The sequence below is a fragment of the Streptomyces venezuelae genome (genome assembly GCF_008642275.1).
Taxonomy (GTDB): domain Bacteria; phylum Actinomycetota; class Actinomycetes; order Streptomycetales; family Streptomycetaceae; genus Streptomyces; species Streptomyces venezuelae_E.
In genome coordinates, this window is the sequence record NZ_CP029189.1 from 5930437 (window position 1) to 5949285 (window position 18849).

At 74.4% G+C, this 18849-nt stretch carries 13 protein-coding genes, 1 tRNA gene and 2 pseudogenes; 6 read left to right on the forward strand and 10 right to left on the reverse strand.

All coding sequences use genetic code 11. From position 1 onward, the window contains the following. Positions 1 to 2349: a hypothetical protein gene (locus DEJ51_RS34660; RefSeq protein WP_190620650.1), complete on the reverse strand. Its 2349-nt coding sequence runs from the start codon at positions 2347 to 2349 to the stop codon at positions 1 to 3. A gap of 185 nt (positions 2350 to 2534) precedes the next feature. Here DEJ51_RS34660 and DEJ51_RS26365 point away from each other — a divergent pair, with 185 nt between their 5' ends. After that, entirely contained in the window at positions 2535 to 4595 is a 2061-nt protein-coding gene (locus DEJ51_RS26365) for a phosphocholine-specific phospholipase C (RefSeq protein WP_150260084.1), read from the forward strand. On the opposite strand, the gene DEJ51_RS26370 is transcribed toward DEJ51_RS26365, so the two are convergent. Then, complete coding sequence (locus DEJ51_RS26370; RefSeq protein ID WP_150260085.1) at positions 4582 to 5286, reverse strand: hypothetical protein; 705 nt, start codon at positions 5284 to 5286, stop codon at positions 4582 to 4584. The genes DEJ51_RS26365 and DEJ51_RS26370 overlap by 14 nt on opposite strands. Before the next feature lie 72 nt (positions 5287 to 5358). Between DEJ51_RS26370 and DEJ51_RS26375 the strand changes: the two genes are divergently transcribed. Next, positions 5359 to 6114 (forward strand): alpha/beta fold hydrolase, encoded by a 756-nt coding sequence (locus DEJ51_RS26375; protein ID WP_150260086.1) that lies wholly within the window; start codon positions 5359 to 5361, stop codon positions 6112 to 6114. Positions 6115 to 6212: 98 nt separating this feature from the next. On the opposite strand, the gene DEJ51_RS26380 is transcribed toward DEJ51_RS26375, so the two are convergent. After that, positions 6213 to 6285, reverse strand: a tRNA-His gene (locus tag DEJ51_RS26380). Between the two features lie 186 nt (positions 6286 to 6471). On the opposite strand from DEJ51_RS26380, the gene DEJ51_RS26385 reads away from it, so the two are divergent. Further along, entirely contained in the window at positions 6472 to 7596 is a 1125-nt protein-coding gene (locus DEJ51_RS26385; RefSeq protein WP_150260087.1) for an aminopeptidase P family protein, read from the forward strand. Positions 7597 to 7599: 3 nt separating this feature from the next. Here the strand turns inward: DEJ51_RS26385 and treZ are convergent, their stop codons facing one another. Next, positions 7600 to 9345, reverse strand: coding sequence for a malto-oligosyltrehalose trehalohydrolase (treZ, locus tag DEJ51_RS26390; protein WP_150260088.1), 1746 nt, complete (start codon positions 9343 to 9345; stop codon positions 7600 to 7602). Positions 9346 to 9455: 110 nt separating this feature from the next. Here treZ and DEJ51_RS26395 point away from each other — a divergent pair, with 110 nt between their 5' ends. After that, the gene (locus tag DEJ51_RS26395; protein WP_150260089.1) at positions 9456 to 10019 is read left to right on the forward strand and encodes a DUF1707 and FHA domain-containing protein; all 564 of its coding nucleotides are present in this window, start codon (positions 9456 to 9458) and stop codon (positions 10017 to 10019) included. A 70-nt stretch (positions 10020 to 10089) separates the two neighbouring features. On the opposite strand, the gene DEJ51_RS35870 is transcribed toward DEJ51_RS26395, so the two are convergent. The 3 genes and pseudogenes from DEJ51_RS35870 to DEJ51_RS35875 form a co-directional block, all read right to left on the reverse strand. Next, on the reverse strand, positions 10090 to 10299 hold the full coding sequence (locus DEJ51_RS35870; RefSeq protein ID WP_411757353.1) for a DUF397 domain-containing protein: 210 nt from the start codon (positions 10297 to 10299) through the stop codon (positions 10090 to 10092). After that, a complete protein-coding gene (hemC, locus tag DEJ51_RS26405; protein ID WP_150260091.1) occupies positions 10217 to 11161 on the reverse strand; it encodes a hydroxymethylbilane synthase in 945 nt (314 codons plus the stop codon). Before hemC ends, DEJ51_RS35870 begins: the two co-directional genes overlap by 83 nt. A 123-nt stretch (positions 11162 to 11284) precedes the next feature. Beyond that, a pseudogene (locus tag DEJ51_RS35875) lies at positions 11285 to 11421 on the reverse strand (MerR family transcriptional regulator); the annotation flags it as partial. 194 nt (positions 11422 to 11615) lie between these two features. Between DEJ51_RS35875 and DEJ51_RS26415 the strand changes: the two are divergent. After that, positions 11616 to 12467, forward strand: a complete 852-nt coding sequence (locus DEJ51_RS26415) for a 2OG-Fe(II) oxygenase (RefSeq protein WP_150260092.1) — start codon at positions 11616 to 11618, stop codon at positions 12465 to 12467. A 26-nt stretch (positions 12468 to 12493) separates the two neighbouring features. Here DEJ51_RS26415 and DEJ51_RS26420 read toward each other — a convergent pair whose 3' ends face one another. Next, the gene (locus DEJ51_RS26420) at positions 12494 to 13798 is read right to left on the reverse strand and encodes a M14 family zinc carboxypeptidase (RefSeq protein ID WP_150262162.1); all 1305 of its coding nucleotides are present in this window, start codon (positions 13796 to 13798) and stop codon (positions 12494 to 12496) included. 187 nt (positions 13799 to 13985) lie between these two features. After that, positions 13986 to 15397: pseudogene (gene lpdA, locus DEJ51_RS26425) on the reverse strand (dihydrolipoyl dehydrogenase). A gap of 84 nt (positions 15398 to 15481) precedes the next feature. Between lpdA and DEJ51_RS26430 the strand changes: the two are divergent. Then, a complete protein-coding gene (locus DEJ51_RS26430) occupies positions 15482 to 16486 on the forward strand; it encodes a LysR family transcriptional regulator (RefSeq protein WP_150260093.1) in 1005 nt (334 codons plus the stop codon). Positions 16487 to 16511: 25 nt separating this feature from the next. On the opposite strand, the gene treY is transcribed toward DEJ51_RS26430, so the two are convergent. Then, complete coding sequence (gene treY, locus DEJ51_RS26435) at positions 16512 to 18782, reverse strand: malto-oligosyltrehalose synthase (RefSeq protein WP_150260094.1); 2271 nt, start codon at positions 18780 to 18782, stop codon at positions 16512 to 16514. Positions 18783 to 18849 lie beyond the last annotated feature (67 nt).

Consider the following 18849-nt stretch of genomic DNA (forward strand, 5'->3'; position numbering starts at 1 on the left):
TCAGCGGACCACCAGGGAGAGGAGAGGGGGCTCTTCGAGCCGGACGGAGGCGGCTGCGCCGCCGATGAGGAAACCGCGCAGGGCGTACGGACGGCCGGGTGCGACGGCGGTGTCGACCGGGCGCTCCACCGTGCCCGTGCCCGTCCCGGTGCCCGCGGCCGCGGCCGCGAGTTCGGCCCCGGTCACCCGGCACACGGCCGTCCCGCCGGACGGGCCGTCCGGACGCCGGGGGTTGCGGCCGCCGTCCCCCCGGGCCACGAGGACGAAGCCGGGCAGGTCCTGGCCGGCCGCACCGCCCGGAGCCCGTACGGTGACCCGCAGCACGGCGGGCCCGCGGCGCAGGCCGCGCCGGGCGCCGGGCACCAGCTCGTAGGCGATGGCCACGTCGGCCGGCAGTGCGGCCCGTGCGTCGCCCCCGGCCGAGGCGAGCACGGAACGGACGCTGCGCGGTGCGGCGTGGGCCTCGACGGACAGTGCGGCCGGGGTGACCCGCAGCCGCAGGCCCTCGCGCAGGAACACGCTGCGGGCCACGGCGAATTCGGTGCGGCGGCCGTCCTGGGTGACGGCGCCGGTGACGGTGCCTGCGGTGCCGGGCCAGTCGAAGCCGACCTCGACCAGGTCGGGCGCGGCCCGCCGCAGCGCGAGTCCGGCCACCGGCAGGGGGGCCTCGACCAGGACGCAGGGTCCGGCGAGGGCCCGGGCGCCCAGCACGGACACGGAGCAGACGGTGGTGAGCGATCCCGGGGGCGGGTGCCCGACGGAGCCCGGCCCGCTCCCGCCCGGACCCGTCCGGCCGGGTCCTGCCCAGTCCAGCGGCGGCGGCAGTTCGGCCGCCGCCAGTTCGGCCCGCTCGGCGGGAGCGGCACCGGCGGGCCACTCCACCAGCCGCACCTCGGCCCCGTCGCCGCCGGTCGGGCGGAACTCCACGCCGCCCGCCTCCCGGGCCAGGGCCGTCAGGGTGAGTACGGGCTGCGGCCAGGCGTGCACGGTGACCGGGACGGTCACGGCCGCGGACAGCGTCCCGTGGCCGGTACGGCCCGCCGGGACGTACCGGGCCCGCACCGCCAGCTCGTACGTCCCCGGCGGCAGCCCCTCCGCGCGCAGGGTCTCCCGCCGGTCCGCCCCGTCCGCCCCGTCCGCCCGGTTCTCCCGGTCCGCCCCGTCCGCCCGCGCGGCCGGGGACACCGGTACCCGGCCCTGCGGCCCGGTCAGCGTCGCCTCGCACCGGGACGCACCCGCCGGCGCCGTCCACGAGGCCTCGATCCATCCGTTGCCGTCGACGGCGGCCGCCTGCGTCACCGCCGGGGCGACCGACAGCGGGGCCGCCACCAGCGGCGGCCCGTCGACGGTGCCGTCGGCCCGCAGCGGCAGCGCGACGTGGCGGATCTCCTCGCCGATGCCGGCGCCGCGGTCCACGAGCACGCCCCCGGCCGGCCGGCCCGGCACCTCGGCGAGCGGCGCGCCGGCCGGCTCCCCGCGGGTGAGCCGCACCACCCGCCAGCGGGTGTCCCCGAAGTCCCCGGACGGCCAGCGCAGTTCGACGCCCCCCGGGACGAGGGAGGACACCATCGGGGCGGGGTCCCCGGGATCGGGCCGGTAGGTGCGGACCAGCCCGCGCACCGCGCGCGGGCAGTCGCCCGCCAGCGCCGCGGCCTCCTCGTAGTGGAGGGCGGCCCGTTCCGGATCCTCCTGCTCCTCGGCCCGCCGGGCCACCGCGAGCTCGGTGTCGGCGGCCGTCACCCGGGCGGCCAGCCCGGCGAGGAGGTCCGCCAGCGGCCGGTCCTCACCCGCGGGCGGCAGCAGGGCGGCCCGGCGGGCGGCGGAGCGGATCCGGTGCTCCCGCACGTCGTCGAGCAGGCCCTCGGCGGCGGCCCGCTGTCCCGCGTCCAGCGGAGCCCGCCGGGCGGCCGCGCGGACCAGGGCCCCGGCCTCGGCCGGATCGACCCCCAGGCCGGCGGCGGTGGCGGGCAGCCGCCCCTCGGGATGGTCCTGGAGCAGGTGGGTGAGCTGGTAGAGCAGGATCCGGCGCAGGGCGGCCGGATCCTCCTCCTGGATCGCGGCCAGCCGTTCGAGCAGCCAGACGGCACCCGGTTCCGGCCGGTCCCGGCGCAGTGACCGCAGTACGCCGGCGCCCACGTGGCGGCGCCGGCCGGTCCCGGTGACGGCGAAGATCCCGTCGAGCACCCGTAAACGGCCGCCGGGCGGGACCCATAACTCGCCCAAGTGGCCCAATCCGACGGCCTGTTGCGCGGCGAGCAGTTCCCCGTACGCTCCCACGAGCGGCGACAGCGGCAGGCCGAGGAGCGCGTGGGGCAGCCCGATGGCATGCCCGAACTCGCTCCCGGCCATCCGCTCTGCGCCCCCCGTGCAGTGTGTGGGAGGTCATTTCAGCAGATACGCAGGCCGTTCGGGAGCTCTTTTCGTTCTCCAGGTGTACGGCGCAGTGTCACGAGGTGATCTCCGGCCGGTACCCCGGGACCGCTGTCCTTGGGGCGCCCCTCGACCCCCCCCTCACCCGCAGAGGTCGTCACCCCATGGCAGAACTCAACCGTCGCAGGTTCCTGCAGATAGCCGGTGGCACCGCCGCCCTCACGATGCTGAACGACAGCATCGCGCGGGCCGCCGCCATCCCGGCGCAAGGCGCCACCGGAACGATCCAGGACATCGAGCACGTCGTCGTCCTGATGCAGGAGAACCGGTCCTTCGACCACTACTTCGGCGCGATGAAGGGCGTACGGGGCTTCGGCGACCCGCGGCCGGTCCTCCAGGACAACGGCAAGCCGGTCTTCCACCAGTCGAACGGCACGAAGGACATCCTGCCCTTCAACCCGCAGATCCAGGACCTCGGCATGCAGTTCCTGGAGGGCCTCAACCACGACTGGGCCGGCGGCCACCAGGCGTACAACAACGGCAAGTACGACAAGTGGGTCCCGGCCAAGACGGCCACGACCATGTCCTACATGACCCGGAACGACATCCCGTTCCACTACGCCCTCGCCGACGCCTTCACGGTGTGCGACGCCTACCACTGCTCGTTCATCGGCGCCACGGACCCGAACCGCTACTACATGTGGACGGGCCACACGGGCAACGACGGGACCGGCGGCGGCCCGGTCCTCGGCAACCAGGAGGCCGGCTACGGCTGGAAGACCTACCCCGAGCGGCTGGAGTCCGCCGGGGTCTCCTGGAAGGTCTACCAGGACATCAGCGACGGCCTGAACGCGGCCGGTTCGTGGGGCTGGATCAACGACGCCTTCCGCGGCAACTACGGCGACAACTCGCTGCTGTACTTCAACACCTACCGCAACGCCCAGCCCGGCAGCGCCCTGTACGAGAAGGCCCGCACCGGCACGAACGTCAAGGCCGGCGACGGCTACTTCGACCGGCTGCGCGCGGACGTCGTGGGCGGCAGGCTGCCCCAGGTCTCCTGGATCGCCGCCCCCGAGGCGTTCAGCGAGCACTCGAACTGGCCGACGAACTTCGGCGCCTGGTACATCTCCCAGGTCCTGGACGCACTGACCGCGAACCCGGCGGTCTGGGCCAAGACCGCCCTGTTCATCACCTACGACGAGAACGACGGCTTCTTCGACCACGTGGTCCCGCCGTACCCGCCGGCCTCCTCCGCCTGGGGCCTGTCCACGGCCGACGTGTCGAAGGACCTCTACGCCGGGGGCGGCGGTTACGCGGCCGGACCGTACGGGCTCGGCCCGCGCGTCCCGATGATCGTGGTCTCCCCGTGGAGCAAGGGCGGTTACGTCTGCTCCGAGACCTTCGACCACACCTCGGTGATCCGCTTCATGGAGAAGCGCTTCGGCGTGCAGGAGCCCAACATCTCGCCCTGGCGCCGCGCCGTCTGCGGCGACCTGACCTCGGCCTTCGACTTCACCCGGGCCGACGCCGCGCCCGCCGCGCTGCCGTCCACGGCCGGGTACGTCCCGCCGGACAAGGACCGCCACCCCTCCTACCACCCGACCCCGCCGGCGACCGGCACCCTGCCCCGGCAGGAAGCCGGCTCCAAGCCGACCCGCGCACTCGGCTACAGCCCCTACGTGGACGGCGCCCGCACCACCTCCACCGGCAAGTTCACCCTCACCTTCGCCTCCGGACCGACCCTGGGCGCCCACTTCCACAGCACCTCGGGCAACCGTACGGACGGCCCCTGGCCCTACACGGTCGAGGCGGGCAAGACGCTGTCGGACACCTGGTCCACCAGCAGCTCCACCGGCAACCAGATCAACCTCACGGTGTGGGGGCCGAACGGCTTCCTGCGCACCTGGAAGGGCCCGGCGAAGAAGGCCGGCCCCGAGGTCACGGCCCGCCACCAGGCGGCCACCGGCAACCTCACGCTGACCCTGACCAACTCCGGGACGGCGGCCGTCAACCTCACGGTGACCAACACCTACGGCGGCGCCGCCCCGATCCTCAGGGTGGCGGCCGGTGCGACGGTGACCCACACGGTCGACCTCGCCGCCTCGGGCCGCTGGTACGACGTGGCGGTCGTCTCCGACGCCGACGCCACCTTCCTGCGCCGTTTCGCCGGACACGTGGAGACCGGTGCCCCGGGCATCTCGGACCCGGCTATCAAGACCGTCTGATCCGGTCCTCCGGTGCGCGCAGCAGCCGCCGTTCCAGGACCGGGAGGTCCGCCGGGCGGTGGCTGCGGGCGTACCGCAGCAGGATGTCCCGCGCGGTGTCGGGCACCCGGCGCCGCTTCGGGTGCCGGGTGGTGAACTCCTCGCTCGCGAAGAACCGCACGGCCCCTTCCAGGCCGGCCCGGTCCGTCTCCCGTACACCCCAGGCGAGTCGCTCCGTCGTGGTCCCGGCGAGCAGCCGTCCGGGGGCCCGGTCCGCGAGGAGCCACGCCGCGTCCCGGGGCTCTCGGCGTACGGCGCCCAGCCAGCCGAACACCGTGCCCGGCGGCACCCCGACCGGAGCCTGCGGCTCCGCCTCGCCCGCGGCCAGGGCCCGGGCGTACTCCCGCAGCTCCGCGGGCGCCGCGGCCACCCACCGTGCGCGGTGCCGGGCGGGGATGCCGTCGGGGGACAGCGGGTCGAGCAGGCGGCTCGCCTCCGGGCTGTGGTGATCCGCGCGCAGGCCCTCCTGGCACATGCAGTCGAAGGTGTCGTCGACGGGGTGGTCGTCGACCGGCCGCCTGGCCGCCGCCACCGCGTCGATCTCGGCCGGATCGCTGATCAGGTACGTCGTGGGGTGGTGCGGGTGGCGTGCTCCGTCGGGCCGCGAGAAGTCCCCGATGGTCAGGGGGCGCGGGCGTGATGTCGGGTTCACGGTGTGATGGTAGATCCGGTGGGCAGAACCCTCGGCGTCGGTCCTTTTCGCCACGTCACCGAGGGAGAACGCATGGCCATCGCCCACCGCAGGATCGGTACCGGACCCGTCCGCGTCATCGTGCTGCACGACTGGTTCGGCACCTCCGCGCACTGGGGTTCCGTACTGGACCACCTGGACCCGGAGGGCTTCAGCTACGTCTTCCTCGACTACCGCGGCTACGGAGACCGCCGCGACGTCCCCGGCCGCCACACCCTGGCCGAGATCGCCGACGACGTCCTCGAACTCGCCGACCAGCTCGGCTGGGACACCTTCTCCCTCCTCGGCCACTCCATGGGCGGCAAAGCCGTCCAGCAGGTCCTCGTCCGCGCCCCCGAGCGGGTGGAGAAGCTGATCGGGCTCGCTCCGGTCCCGGCCGCGCCCTACGCGATGGACGACGCGACCCACGCCCTCTTCCACGGCGCCGCCACCGACCCCGACAAGCGCCGGACCATCCTCGACCTGGTCACGGGCAACCGGGTGAGCCGCCACTGGCTCGACGGGATGGTCGCCCACTCGCTGGCCGTCTCCCGCCCCGAGGCCTTCGCCGGCTACCTCGCCAGCTGGCAGCCGCTCGACCTGTCCGCCGCGGTGAAGGGCAACACCGTCCCGGTGCTGGTCCTCGTCGGTGAGTACGACCTCGCGATCACCGCGGATGTGATGAGGGACACCTGGCAGGCCTCCTACCCGGACTGCCGGGTCGTGACGATCCCGGGCTCCGGCCACTACCCGCCGCACGAGACCCCGGTGGCCTTCGTCACCGAGGTGGAGGCCTTCCTGCGGATCTAGGGGGTGTCCGCAAAGTACCCCGGCCGGACCAGCGGGGGCCGGGCACACGAAAAATCCCGTGGGGTACGAGGAGACCTCGTACCCCACGGGATCGACAGGGTGAGTGACGGGACTTGAACCCGCGGCCACCTGGACCACAACCAGGTGCTCTACCAGCTGAGCTACACCCACCACGAAGGGCGGCGGAACCGCCCGTTCGATGTGCAAGCACAGCATAGCCGATCAGAGGGGTGGTTCCGCGACGCCTTATCGGGCGGCGGCCCCCCGGCTGGTGCACCGCAGGGAGCTCCTCTCCCCGGCCGGCCCGACCGGCGTGGCCGCTGCCCCCGCCGCGCCGTGCACGGCAGGATCACCCGTATGACACGTGAACCCGCACCCTTCACGGCCGATGACTACGCCGCCCGGATGGCCGCCGCCGCCCGGACCGCCTCCGACGCGGGACTCGCCGGACTGCTGATCGCTCCAGGGCCCGACCTCACGCACCTCACGGGCTACCGGCCCACCGCCGAGACCGAGCGGCTGACCCTGCTCGTCCTGGCCGCCGGACAGGACCCGGTGCTCATCGTGCCCGCGCTGGAGGCCCCCGACGCGCAGCAGGCCCCGGGTGCCGCCGCACTGACCCTGCGGGACTGGGCCGACGGGAAGAACCCGTACGCCGTCGCGGCCCCGCTGCTGGACTTCCGCGGGCGTTTCGGGGTGAGCGACAACACCTGGGCGCTGCACCTCCTGGGCCTCCAGCGGGAACTGCCCAACAGCTCCTACGCACCGCTCACGGACTGTCTGCCCATGCTCCGCGCGGTCAAGGACGAGCGGGAGCTGGAACGGCTGGCCGCGGCGGGGGCCGCCGCCGACGCCGCCTACGCGCAGATCCTCCACCTCCCCTTCGCCGACCGCCGGGAGACCGACGTGGCCGAGGACCTCGCCGGCCTGCTGCGCGCGCACGGCCACTCCCAGGTCGACTTCACGGTCGTCGGCTCGGGCCCCAACGGTGCCAACCCGCACCACGAGGCCGGCGAGCGCGTCATCCGCCACGGCGACATGGTGGTCCTCGACTTCGGCGGCCTGCGGCACGGCTACGGCTCCGACATCTCCCGCACCGTGCACGTCGGCGAGCCCACCGCCGAGGAGCAGCGGGTCCACGACGTCGTCCGCGAGGCCCAGCAGGCAGGCGTGGCCGCGGTCCGGCCGGGGGTCGCCTGCCAGGAGATCGACCGGGCCGCCCGCGCCGTGATCACCGAGTTCGGCTACGGAGACCGCTTCATCCACCGCACCGGCCACGGCATCGGCGTGACCACCCACGAGCCCCCGTACATGGTCGAGGGCGAGGAGCAGCCGCTGGTCCCCGGCATGTGTTTCTCGGTGGAGCCGGGCGTCTACCTGCCGGGCCGGTTCGGCGTCCGCATCGAGGACATCGTGACCGTCACCGAGGACGGCGGGCGCCGCCTGAACAACGCCCCGCGCGAGCTGGCCGTCGTGGAGTGAGCGTCACGGCGCCAGGACGACCGCCGTCTCGCCCGGTACGTGGATCCGCCCGTCGGGCCCCGGGTGGTCGACCGGCTCCCAGCAGGCGAGCACCCGTACCCCGTTGCGGCCCAGCGCGATGGTCACCGGGTCCGGGGAGAGGTTCACGGCCACCCGGACGTCGCCCCGCCGGAAGGTGAGCCAGCGGCGCTCCTCGTCGTGGGCGACCCGGACCGCAGCCAGGTCCGGGTCGCGCAGGTCGTGATGGGTGCGCCGGAGCGAGACCAGGGTGCGGTACCAGTCCAGCAGGCGGGCGTGGAGGGCCTGTTCGGGTTCAGCCCAGTCCAGGCAGGAGCGGTCCCGAGTGGCCGGGTCCTGCGGGTCCGGGACCTCCTCGGCCTTCCAGCCGTGCGCCGCGAACTCCCGACGCCGCCCGGACCGTACCGCCTCGGCGAGGCCGGGGTCCTGGTGGTCGGTGAAGTACTGCCAGGGCGTCCTGGCCCCCCACTCCTCGCCCATGAACAGCATCGGCACGAACGGACCGGTCAGGGCCACGGTCGCGGCGCACGCCAGCAGCCCGGGGGAGAGCGAGGCGGAAAGCCGGTCGCCGAGCGCCCGGTTGCCGATCTGGTCGTGGGTCTGGGTGTAGCCGAGGAACCGGTGGGCGGGGGTCCGCCGGTGGTCCACCGGGCGGCCGTGGGTGCGGCCGCGGAAGGAGGACCAGGTCCCGTCGTGGAAGAAGACCCGGGTCATGGTCTTGGCGAGGGCGGCGAGCGGGGCCGCGGCGAAGTCCGCGTAGTACGCCTGGGACTCGCCCGTCAGCGCGCAGTGCAGGGCGTGGTGGAAGTCGTCGTTCCACTGGGCGTGCAGACCCAGGCCGCCGACGGCGCGCGGGGTGGTGGTGCGCGGGTCGCAGCGGTCGGACTCGGCGATCAGGAACAGCGGGCGGCCGGTGTCCGCCGCCAGGTCGTCGACGGCCGCGGACAGTTCCTCCAGGAAGGTCAGCGCCCGGTCGTCGGCCAGCGCGTGCACGGCGTCGAGCCGCAGCCCGTCGATCCCGTAGTCGCGCAGCCAGGCCAGCGCGCTGCCGAGCAGATAGGCGCGTACCTCGTCGGAGCCGGCGGCGTCCAGGTTCACCGCGGAGCCCCACGGGGTGTGGTGGGTGTCGGTGAAGTACGGTCCGAAGGCAGGCAGATGGTTGCCGGACGGGCCGAGGTGGTTGTGGACCACGTCCAGCACCACGCCCAGCCCGGCCTCGTGCGCGGCGGCCGTGAAGCGGGCCAGGCCGGCCGGGCCGCCGTACGGCTCGTGCACCGCCCAGGGCGCGACCCCGTCGTACCCCCAGCCGTGCCGGCCGGAGAAGGAACAGACCGGCATCAGCTCGACGTGCGTGACGCCGAGGGAGGTGAGGTGCCCGAGCCGGGCGGCGGCCGCGTCGAAGGTCCCCTCGGGGGTGAAGGTGCCGATGTGCAGCTCGTACAGGACCGCGTCCTGGAGCCGGACGTGCGGCGGCCGGGCCGGCCCCCGGGCGAGGGCCTCCAGGTCGACCACCGCCGACAGGCCGTCGGGCCCGTCGGGCAGCCGGCGCCCGCGCGGGTCCGGCCGCGGGCCTTCGCCGTCGAGCAGGAACCCGTAGCGGCTCCCGTCGGCGGCCGGGGCCTCGGCGGTCCACCAGCCGTCCCGGTCCGGATCGCGCGCCAGGTCGTACGTGGCCCCGTCGAGCAGCATGGCGACGTGACCTGTCAGTGGTGCCCACACCTCGAACTGCACGGACGGTCCCCTCGTCGTCGGCGGTGTCCAGCATGCGTATCGTGCCCATCATTCCGGGCGCGGTGGGGGAGTTCTGGACACTCCGCCCCCGACGGGCCGACAATCACCCTGTGACGTCCAGTTTCGAGATTCCCGCCTTCCCCGCGCCACGGCTCTCCGACGCCGAGCGCGACCGGGCGCTGGGCCAGCTCAGGGAGGGCGCGGCCCTCGGCAAGCTGTCCCACGACACCTTCCTGCGCCGGATGGAACTCGCCCTGGTCGCCCGCCGCTCCGAGGACCTCGCCGCGCTCACGGCCGACCTCCACTCCCGGGAGCCGTCCGAAAGCCCCTGGACCCGTCGGCTCTTCGGCTGGGTCGGCCGGGCCTCGGCGGTGTCCCTCGGGGTCCGGCGGGCCTGGCACGCCGAGCGCCTGCCCAAGCTGCTGCTGCCGCATCCGAGCGCGGTGGTCCTGCGGATCGGCCGCGACCCCGGCAACGGGCTGCGGCTCAGCCACGAGACGGTCTCCCGGGCGCACGCGGAGCTCAGGCTGCAGGCCGGGGCGTGGGTGCTCAGGGACCTCGGCTCCACCAACGGGACCACGGTCAACGGGCACCGGGTGACCGGCTCCGCGGTGGTCCGTGACGGCGACCAGGTCAGCTTCGGGAACATGACCTTCCGGCTCTCGTCGAGCTGAGGACGACGCCCCGCGTCCGCCGAGGGTGCCCCGCCGGCCGGGCGCCGCGAGCGGACCCGCAGGATGACGGTCATGTGGCGAACGCTGCCGCGGCAAAGTCCAGGGTCGGACCGTCAGGGTTCTTCGAGTCCCTTACCGGGACCGTCCCTGGCGACGCTGCAGGACGGGTCGCCACCGAGGCGACATCGCCCGTCAGCTCACCTGGCTGCGAGACCAGCCCGCACCGCGTCAAGGATCGAGTGTGCGCCCCGGTCGATGAGTTCCGCGGCCAGGGCTGCACCCAGCTTGTCCGGCTCGGCAGACGGACCGGTCAGCGTCCCCGAAATCTGCTCGGTACCGTCCAGTGAACTGACCTGACCGAACAACCTGAGAGTTCCGTCCGGCAGGGTCTCGCCGTACGCGCCCACGGGGACGCTGCACCCGCCGTGCAGCTCGGCAAGCAGGGTGCGTTCCGCCCTGATCTCCGCGTCAACGGCTGCGTTGCCGACCGTGGACAGGATCTCGCGCAAGTGGGCCGAGGACTCGTCCGTCCGAACCTGAATGCCCAAAGCGCCCTGTCCGGGGCTCGGCGGAAAGAGGTCGAGCGGCAGCATCTCGCCGATCGCACCGTCGAGTCCGAGCCGGCGGAGTCCCGCAGCGGCGAGCACCACCGCGTCCAGCCCTTCCGTTTCGATCTTCCTGAGCCGGGGCGGGACGTTGCCCCGGATGGGGACGATCACAAGGTCGGGACGCACCGCGAGCAGCTGCGCGATACGCCGAGGGGAACCCGTTCCGACCTTCGCCCCCTTCCGTAGTCCGGCGAGGGTCGAGCCGCACAGTGCATCGCGCACGTCCTCGCGTCCCGGCGGGGGCAACAACGTGAGCCCGCTCGGGTTCGCCGTGGGAAGGTCCTTCAGCGAATGGACGATCACGTCCACGTCACCGCGCAGCAGTGCTGCCTCCTGCTCGGTGCTGAATGCCGACCCGCCACTGACCGCGGATACGCTCGACAGGAGCGACTTGCGGTCCTTGTCGCCCCCCTCCAGAATCACGCGGTGCGTGAACGTGGTGTCCGGGAACCGCTCGCGGAGCGGGCGCAGGTACTCACGCACTTGAGCCTTGGCAAGGTTGCTCGCGCGCGAGCCGACGAGGTACTGAACCACGGTGACCAACTCTCCCAGCCTGACAGGGTGTCATCAGGCTACGGTTCCGCGCTGCGTGCTCATGCAGACAGAGGGCCGGCTCAGCATGCCGGCACGATCCGCTTCTACGACCGTCCCGGAGCATCGGCCGGAGGCGAGGTCGCCCCCGAGGCTTCGCACCGCCCGCCGCCCGCCGCCCGCCGCTCGGCCCGCGGACCGACCCGCGTCCACACCGACATCGCACGACGCACACGTTCCGCCAGATGGGCCTCCGGTCGGCGCCTGACGCCACGTGAGGGTCAAGAGCCGCACGCGAGACGCCCCGGTGGAAGCCTCCCCGTCCGGTTCCGCTTCCCGGCGACCGGCCCGCCGGTCGGTCCGTGTCGGGCCGTCGGCGCGGGCGCGCACCGCGCACTCCTGTGCGCCCCCTCGTGCTCCTTCGGCGCGGACGGCCGCCACCGTACGGTTCCGGGCTATGAGCGGATACACGATGGAACCGGCCACGCCGATGGAAATCAGCCCCCGCGTACTGCCGCCCTCCGACCGGTGGTCCCCCGCGCTCGTGGTACCGGCGCCGGTCTGCCGTTTCGAGAACTTCCTGGGCGCGGAGCGCGCCGCCGCCCTGCTGGACTACGCGATATCCCGGGAGGAGGACTTCACGGCGGGGACCGTCCTGGACCCCCTGACCGGACAGGTGTCCCGCAAGGGGCGGGACTCGCTGGTCCTTCCCGTGACCAGCGAGGTGTTCAGCGCACACCTGGCCGACTGCCTGCCGCTCGTCCAGGAGGTCCTCGGTCACCGGGCCCCGCTCGCACAGTCGCTGACCGTCCTGACGGCACACGGTGAAGGCGGCCACTTCGGCATCCACACGGACGCCTCACGCGTCCGGGACGTGGGAACCGCGCTGTCCGCCGTGTACTACCTGCACCGCACGCCGCGCGGCTTCGGCGGCGGCCGGCTCCGCCTGTACGACACCGTGGTGGAGGACGGCAGGGCGCGGCCGGGGGAGTCCTACCGCACGATCGAGCCCGAGCACGACACCATCGCCTTCTTCCCCTCCGGCGCCTTCCACGAGGTCGTGCCGTCCACCTGCCCGAGCGGGCGGTTCCCGGACCACCGGTTCACCCTCACGACGTGGATCTCCGCCGCGGCGCCCCCCGTGGCCCCGGACGCCCGCCGGCCGTACGTCTGGCAGTGGCTGGCGGACGCGGCCGAAGGCACCCGCCCTCTCCACGACGCCGCCGAGGACCACGACGGAGCCAGGCCGGTGGCGCTGCCGCCGCCCGGCCCCGACACCCGCCTGGGGCCGACCGGGAAGCGGGCCTGACCCCGGCCCCGCCCGGCCCCGCCCGCTCAGCCCGCCCGCTGGTCCCGGCCGGCCGCGACGAGGCGGTCGTAGGCGGCCAGGACCGTGCGGGACTGGTGTTCCACCTGGGTGGCCACCGGGACCCAGCGGGCCCCGAAACACGCCGCGAAGTCCTCGCACCACCCGGTGACCAGCCGGTCCAGCCCGGGTGCCGCGGGATGCCCCTGGGCCCGCAGGACCCGCAGCAGCATCGCGGCGGCCCGCAGCGACAGCCGGCGCCCGAAGGCGTCGATGCTGGCGATGTACGCCGCCGTGGCCTCCGCGGGCGCCCCGGCCGTCCACTCGGCGGCGATCCGGGGGATCAGCGCGAGCGTCCAGTCCACCGCGCGCAGCAGGGGCGCCGCGGCCGGGTCCTCGTACGAGGACGGACCCGGCCGTGCGTCGCCGTCCTTCCGGACCGTGGCGACGAGCGCGGCGTCCGTGACGAGCCGTTCGGCCAGCATCCGCAGGGCGCCGCGCGGGTCCGGGTGCGGGGCCGGATCGTCCACCAGGTCGGAGGCCCACATGGGGACTTCGACGATGGCGGTCGTGCCGGCGTAGCGGTGGGCGTGGTACCAGGTGCTCAGCCGGGTGTCCTCCGGGTGGAAGGCCCCGGCCGCCTCGCTGCCCGGCTGCGGTATCACGAAGATCCCGGGTCCCGGGGAGGGCCAGCCGGCCGCGTCCGAGGCCCCGTTCTCCACCGGGATGCGCAGCTCGGCGGCCGATTCGGCGAACGGCTCGGCGAGGCCCGGTACGTCCCGGGTGAGCTGCACCCAGGAGCCGCCGAGGTCGGTGGCGTGCAGGGAGACCTGCAGGACGGGCCGCAGCTCGTCGATGAGCGCCAGCAGGGCCAGGGTCTCGGGCGGCAGCCGGTCCGGAGGCAGTAACGACGGGGCCCACTCGGGCTGTTCCGGGCCCGGCGGCCGGAAGAAGTTCCGGTGGTAGTCCAGCAGCGAGTACGGATGGGGAGTGCGGTGCAGGTCCGCGCCGTCCGGGTCGGCACAGAGCAGGAAGTGCCAGCCGCAGCCGGCCCGCGGCGCCGGGTCGTCCAGGACGCGCCGGGCGAGCGAGAGGGCGGTCGCGCCGCCGACGGGCTCGTTGGCGTGCGCCCCGGCGACGACGAGGACGTTGCGGTCGGTCCCGCGCGCGGCGCCGCCGGTCGCGGCGACGGACAGCACCCAGAGCGGCTGCCCGGCCCGGGAGGTGCCGGCCTGGCGGAGCCGGACCTCGCCGGGGTGTTCGTCCGCCAGAGCGCGGGCGGCGAGCCCGAGTTCCAGCGGTGTGGGGTAGCGCATGTCACGGAGGAGAGTCACAAGGGATGCCATGCCCGCAGGGCCCGCCGCCTACTGCTCCCCGGGCCCCGCAGTTGTCCGAATTCCGGATGAAACCCCTGGCCAAGGCCGGGGGCACGGTCCCGGCCGGGCCGGCCTCGGGGCGCGCCGGCACGTACGCCCCGGGGCGGCTCCTTAACCGGTCCCGCCCCGGTGAGGGCCCCGGGGGCTACTGCTGGTGCAGTCCGCGGCCCGCCAGGCTGAGGAAGGCCTCCCCGACGGCCTCCGAGAGCGTCGGATGGGGGTGGACGTGCCGTGCCACATCCGCCGGTTCCGCGTCCCAGCCCACGACGAGCTGGCTCTCCGCGATCATCTCCGACACGTGCGGCCCCACCAGGTGGACACCCAGCACCCGCCCGCCCCGCTCCGCGACCACCTTCACCGTGCCGCCCTGTCCGTGCACCATGCCCTTGGCCACGGCGGTCAGCGGCATCGTGTTCACCACCACGTCGTACGCCGCCTCGCGCGCCTGCGCCTCCGTCAGCCCGACGGCGGCGGTCTGCGGCGCCGAGTAGGTCACCCGCGGCACCGCCGCGTAGTCCACCGGCGGACTCGTCACCCCGCGAGGGTCTCCGCGACCAGCAGGCCCTCGGCGAAGGAGGCGTGCGCCAGCCCGAGCGACGGCGGCGGCAGCAGGTCGCCCACCACGTGGATCCCCGGGACGGCGCTCTCCAGCCGGGACCAGTCGGCCGGAGCCACGAACCCCCGCTCGTCGGTGGCCAGTCCGGCCGCCGCGAGGTCCAGGCCGTCGGTCACCGGCACCCGCCCGACGGCCACCAGCAGGCGCTCCGTCACGATCTCCCGCAGCTCCCCGCGCGCGGTGCGCACGGTGGCCCGCACACCGCCGGAGGGCAACCGCTCGGACCCCTCCAGCCGGGCACCGGTCTGCACGTCGATCCCGCGCTTCTTCAGGCCCCGCGCCAGATGGCGGGACACGTCCGCGTCCTCCAGCGGGACCAGCCGGTCCGCGGCCTCCACCAGCGTCACCTCGGCGCCCATGGAACGGTGGAAGGAGGCGTACTCCACCCCGATCGCCCCGCCGCCCAGCACCAGCACCGAAGCCGGCAGACCGGGCGCGAACAGCGCGTCGTCACTGGTCACCACCGTGTGGCCGTCGGGCTCCAGGCCGGGCAGGGTACGCGGCCGGGACCCGGTGGCCAGCACGATCCCCCGGGTGGCGGTGAACTCCCGGCCGTCATCGGTCCGTACGGACCGCGGTCCCGTCAACCGGGCGCCGCTGCGCACCACCCGCACCCCGGCGTGCTCCAAGTGTCCTTCCACGCCCTTGTGGTTGCGGGAGACGATGTCGTCCCGGGTGGCGGTCAGGGCCGCCCAGTCGACCGACTCCACACGGGCCCGGACCCCCCAGCGCTCACGCGCCTCGGCTATGCCGTCGACGAGTTCCGCCGCGTGCAGCATGGCCTTGCTGGGGATGCAGCCCCGGTGCAGGCAGGTTCCGCCGACCTTGTCGCGTTCCGCGAGCAGGACGCCCAGGCCCAGGGCCGAGGCGCGCAGGGCGGTGCTGTAGCCGCCCGTACCGCCGCCGATCACGATCACATCCACTGCGCTGTCGTTGGTCATGCCACCAGCGTCCACCGCCCGGTCGGGCCGAGTCCAAGGAAATGATCTTCTGAAGGTCATGCAGGATCTTTATGCTTCGAGTTCATGAGCCTGCGCCAGATGGAGTACTTCCTGGCCGTGGTGGAGGAGTCCTCCTTCACCCGCGCCGCGGACGGTCTGCACGTCACGCAGCCCGCCCTGTCCCACCAGGTCAAGGCCCTGGAACGGGCCGTGGGCGGCGCACTGCTGGAGCGGATGCCCCGCGGGGTCCGGCTCACCCCCATGGGCCGCGCCTTCCTGCCGCACGCACAACTCGCGGTCCGCAGCGCCCGGCAGGCCGAGCGGGCCGCCCGCGCCGCGGCCGGGGTGGCCGGCGGCGAACTGCACATCGCCACCGTGCACGCACTGGCCGTCGGCCTGCTGCCGGGCGTCGCCGCCCGCTGGCGGGCCCTGCATCCGGGGGTGTCCCTGGTGCTGCGGGAGTACGGCACCACGGAGGCCCTGGAGGAGCAGCTGGAACGGGGCGTCGCCGACCTCGCGGTGGGACCGGAGCCCGCGGGCTGGGCGGGGCCCCTGCTGCGGATCGACCGGGAGGAGCTCGTCATCGTCGTCCCCTTCGACGATCCGCTGGCCGGCCGGACCGCCGTCACCCTCACCGAACTAGCCCACCGCGACTGGATCCGCTGCGCGATGGAACCGCTGGTCGACGGTGTCCTCGTCCTCGACCGGGCGTGCGGGGCGCTCGGTTTCACCCCGCACACGGTGCTGCGTACGGAGCACACCTCGACGGCGGTGCGGATGGCGGCCGCCGGGGTGGGCGTCGTCATGGCCCCGGCCCACATGGTCCGCGGTGCCGTCGGCGAGGACTGCGTCCTGCTCTCCCTCGACCCGCCGTGGCACCGGCCCCTGGCGGTCTTCTCCCGGGTTCCGCTGACCGGTGCAGCGGCCGCCTTCGCGGAGCTGATCGGCGACCGGACCGCGCCGGGGCCCGGTTCCGGTCCGGGTCCTGGTTCGGGTCCGGGCCCTGGTTCAGGTCCTGGTCCGGGCTCTGGTCAAGGTCCTGGTCAAGGTCCTGGTCCTGGTCCTCGTCCTGACGGTCCGCCGCGCTGAGCGGTGGCGGCCCGGCCCGCGCGGATCACCCGCGCAGCCAGACTCCCACCGGGTGGCCGTCCAGCAGGGCGGCCACCTCGGCCGGACCGCTGTGCGACACCGCGGAGTCCGCGTGCGGGGACACGGGGGCCAGGCGGGTCCAGGTGCCGGGCGGCAGGTGCAGTCGGGTGTCCCGCCAGCCGCCGGACGCGGACAGCCGGTGGGAGAGCCGGGTGGCCGCCACCAGCAGCCCGGGGGCCCGCGTGAAGGCCAGCAGATGGCCGGCGGCCGGGCCCCGGGCGAGGACCGGCGCATAGCCCCGGAACAGCTCCGGCCGGGCCCGGCGCAGCCGCAGCAGGGTGGCCGTGAGCCCCAGCTTCTCCTCGGCCGGGTCGGCGGGGGCGGCCCCGCCGTCCAGCCGGGCCAGCGCCCGGCGGGGGAAGTGGGCGGGCCGCCGGTTGTCGGGGTCCACCAGGGCCCGGTACTCCGTCTCCGCACCCTGGTAGACCTCGGGGACCCCGGGCATCGCCAGGTGCAGCAGGGTCATGCCGAGGAGGTTCGCGCGGGCCGCCCCGGCCAGTTCCGCCGGGAGGTCGGGCGGGTCCCCGGCGTACCGGGCCACGCCCGCCTCGTACGCCTCGTCCGGCTCGGTCCAGCTGGTGTGCAGAGCGGCCTCGCGGACCGCCTTGAGCAGGGCGTCGGCCAGCCGGGGCCCGGCCTCGGGGACCCGGCCGAGCCCCAGTGCGGTCTGCCGGGCCACCCAGGCCAGCTGGGGGTCGGGCCCCTCGGGGCGTCCCATCAGCTCCGGGGCCTGGGACAGCGCCGCGATCCGGGCCCGGACGTCCGCGCTGCGCTTGGTGTCGTGCGTGGAAAGGACCGTCCCGGCCGCGGGCCATTCCCGGGCCAGGGCGGCACAGTACGCGTGGAACTCCGCCGCCGACACCGCCGGCCGGCCCGGCTCCCCGCCGACCTCGGTGGCCGACAGCAGGGGCGCGTACCGGTAGAAGGCCCGGTCCTCCAGGGACTTGGCGCGCAGGGCCGCCGAGGTCTGGGCGAAGCGGGCGGCGAAGGCCGGATCCCGCAGCAGCAGCTCCCGTACGGCGGCCACGGCGCCCTGACCGGCCACCGCGGCGGCCTGCTCCAGGGCGTGCGGCGGCAGGTCCGGCTCGCCGGGGTAGGGCCGGTAGACGGGGAAAGCGATCAGCAACTCCCTTACGGCTGAGCTCAGTTCCGGACCGGCCTGCCGTTCCAGGGCTCCCAGTTCGGCCGCCAGGTCGCCGGTCAGCACCTCCCGGGCGGACGCCCGGGCCGCCTCCGGCCAGTGGGGCAGCCCCGTGCTCTCCCCGTACCGGGCCGCCAGCTCGGCGACGCCCTCGGGGTCGGTGAACACCCCGTCCACCCGGTGCAGGGCGTCGTAGCCGGTGGTGCCCGCCACCGGCCAGCCCGACGGCAGCCGCTCCTCGCGGGCCAGGATCTTCTCGACCACCACCCAGCAGTCCTCGCCCGCGGCCGCCCGCAGCCGCCGCAGGTACTCCTCCGGGTCCGCCAGGCCGTCCACGTGGTCGATCCGCAGCCCCTGTGCGACCCCGTCCCGGACCAGCTCCAGGACCTTCGCATGGGTGGCCGTGAACACCTCGGGGTCCTCCACCCGGACCCCGATCAGCTCCGAAATCGTGAAGAAACGCCGGTAGTTGAGCGAGGTGCGCGCTTCGCGCCACCAGGCCGGCCGGTACCACTGCGCGGCGAGCAGCTCGGGCAGCGCCAGCCCCGCGGTCCCCTCCCGCAGCGGGAACTCCTGCTCCCCGTAGCGCAGCACCTCACCGTCGGCCCGCAGCTCGCACTCCTGCGCCGGCCCGGCCAGCACCGGCAGCAGCACCTGTCCGCCGCCCGCCTCCCAGTCGATGTCGAACCAGCGGGCGTACGGCGAGGCGGGGCCGTCGCGCAGCACCTCCCACAGGGGCCGGTTCAGCCGCAGCGGAGTCGGTACCGCCATGTGGTTGGGCACGATGTCGAGGACCAGCCCGAGCCCGTGCGCCCGTGCGGTCCCGGCCAGGGCCCGCAGGCCCGGCTCGCCGCCGAGCTCGGCCCGCACGCGGGAGTGGTCGGTGACGTCGTAGCCGTGCGTCGAGCCCGGCACCGCCTCCAGCACCGGGGAGAGGTGCAGGTGCGACACGCCGAGCGAGGCGATGTGGGGTACGGCCGCCCCGGCCGCCTCGAAGGTGAACTCCGGGCGCAGCTGGAGACGGTAGGTCGACGTCGGGGTGACGGGTGTCGGAACGTCAGATTCTGATTCGGGGGTCGCGTGCGGCTGGCTCATGAGAACGTACGTACCCAGCCTGCCGGATTCCGTGCCATGACCCAATGCATCCGAGTGACTGCGCCGG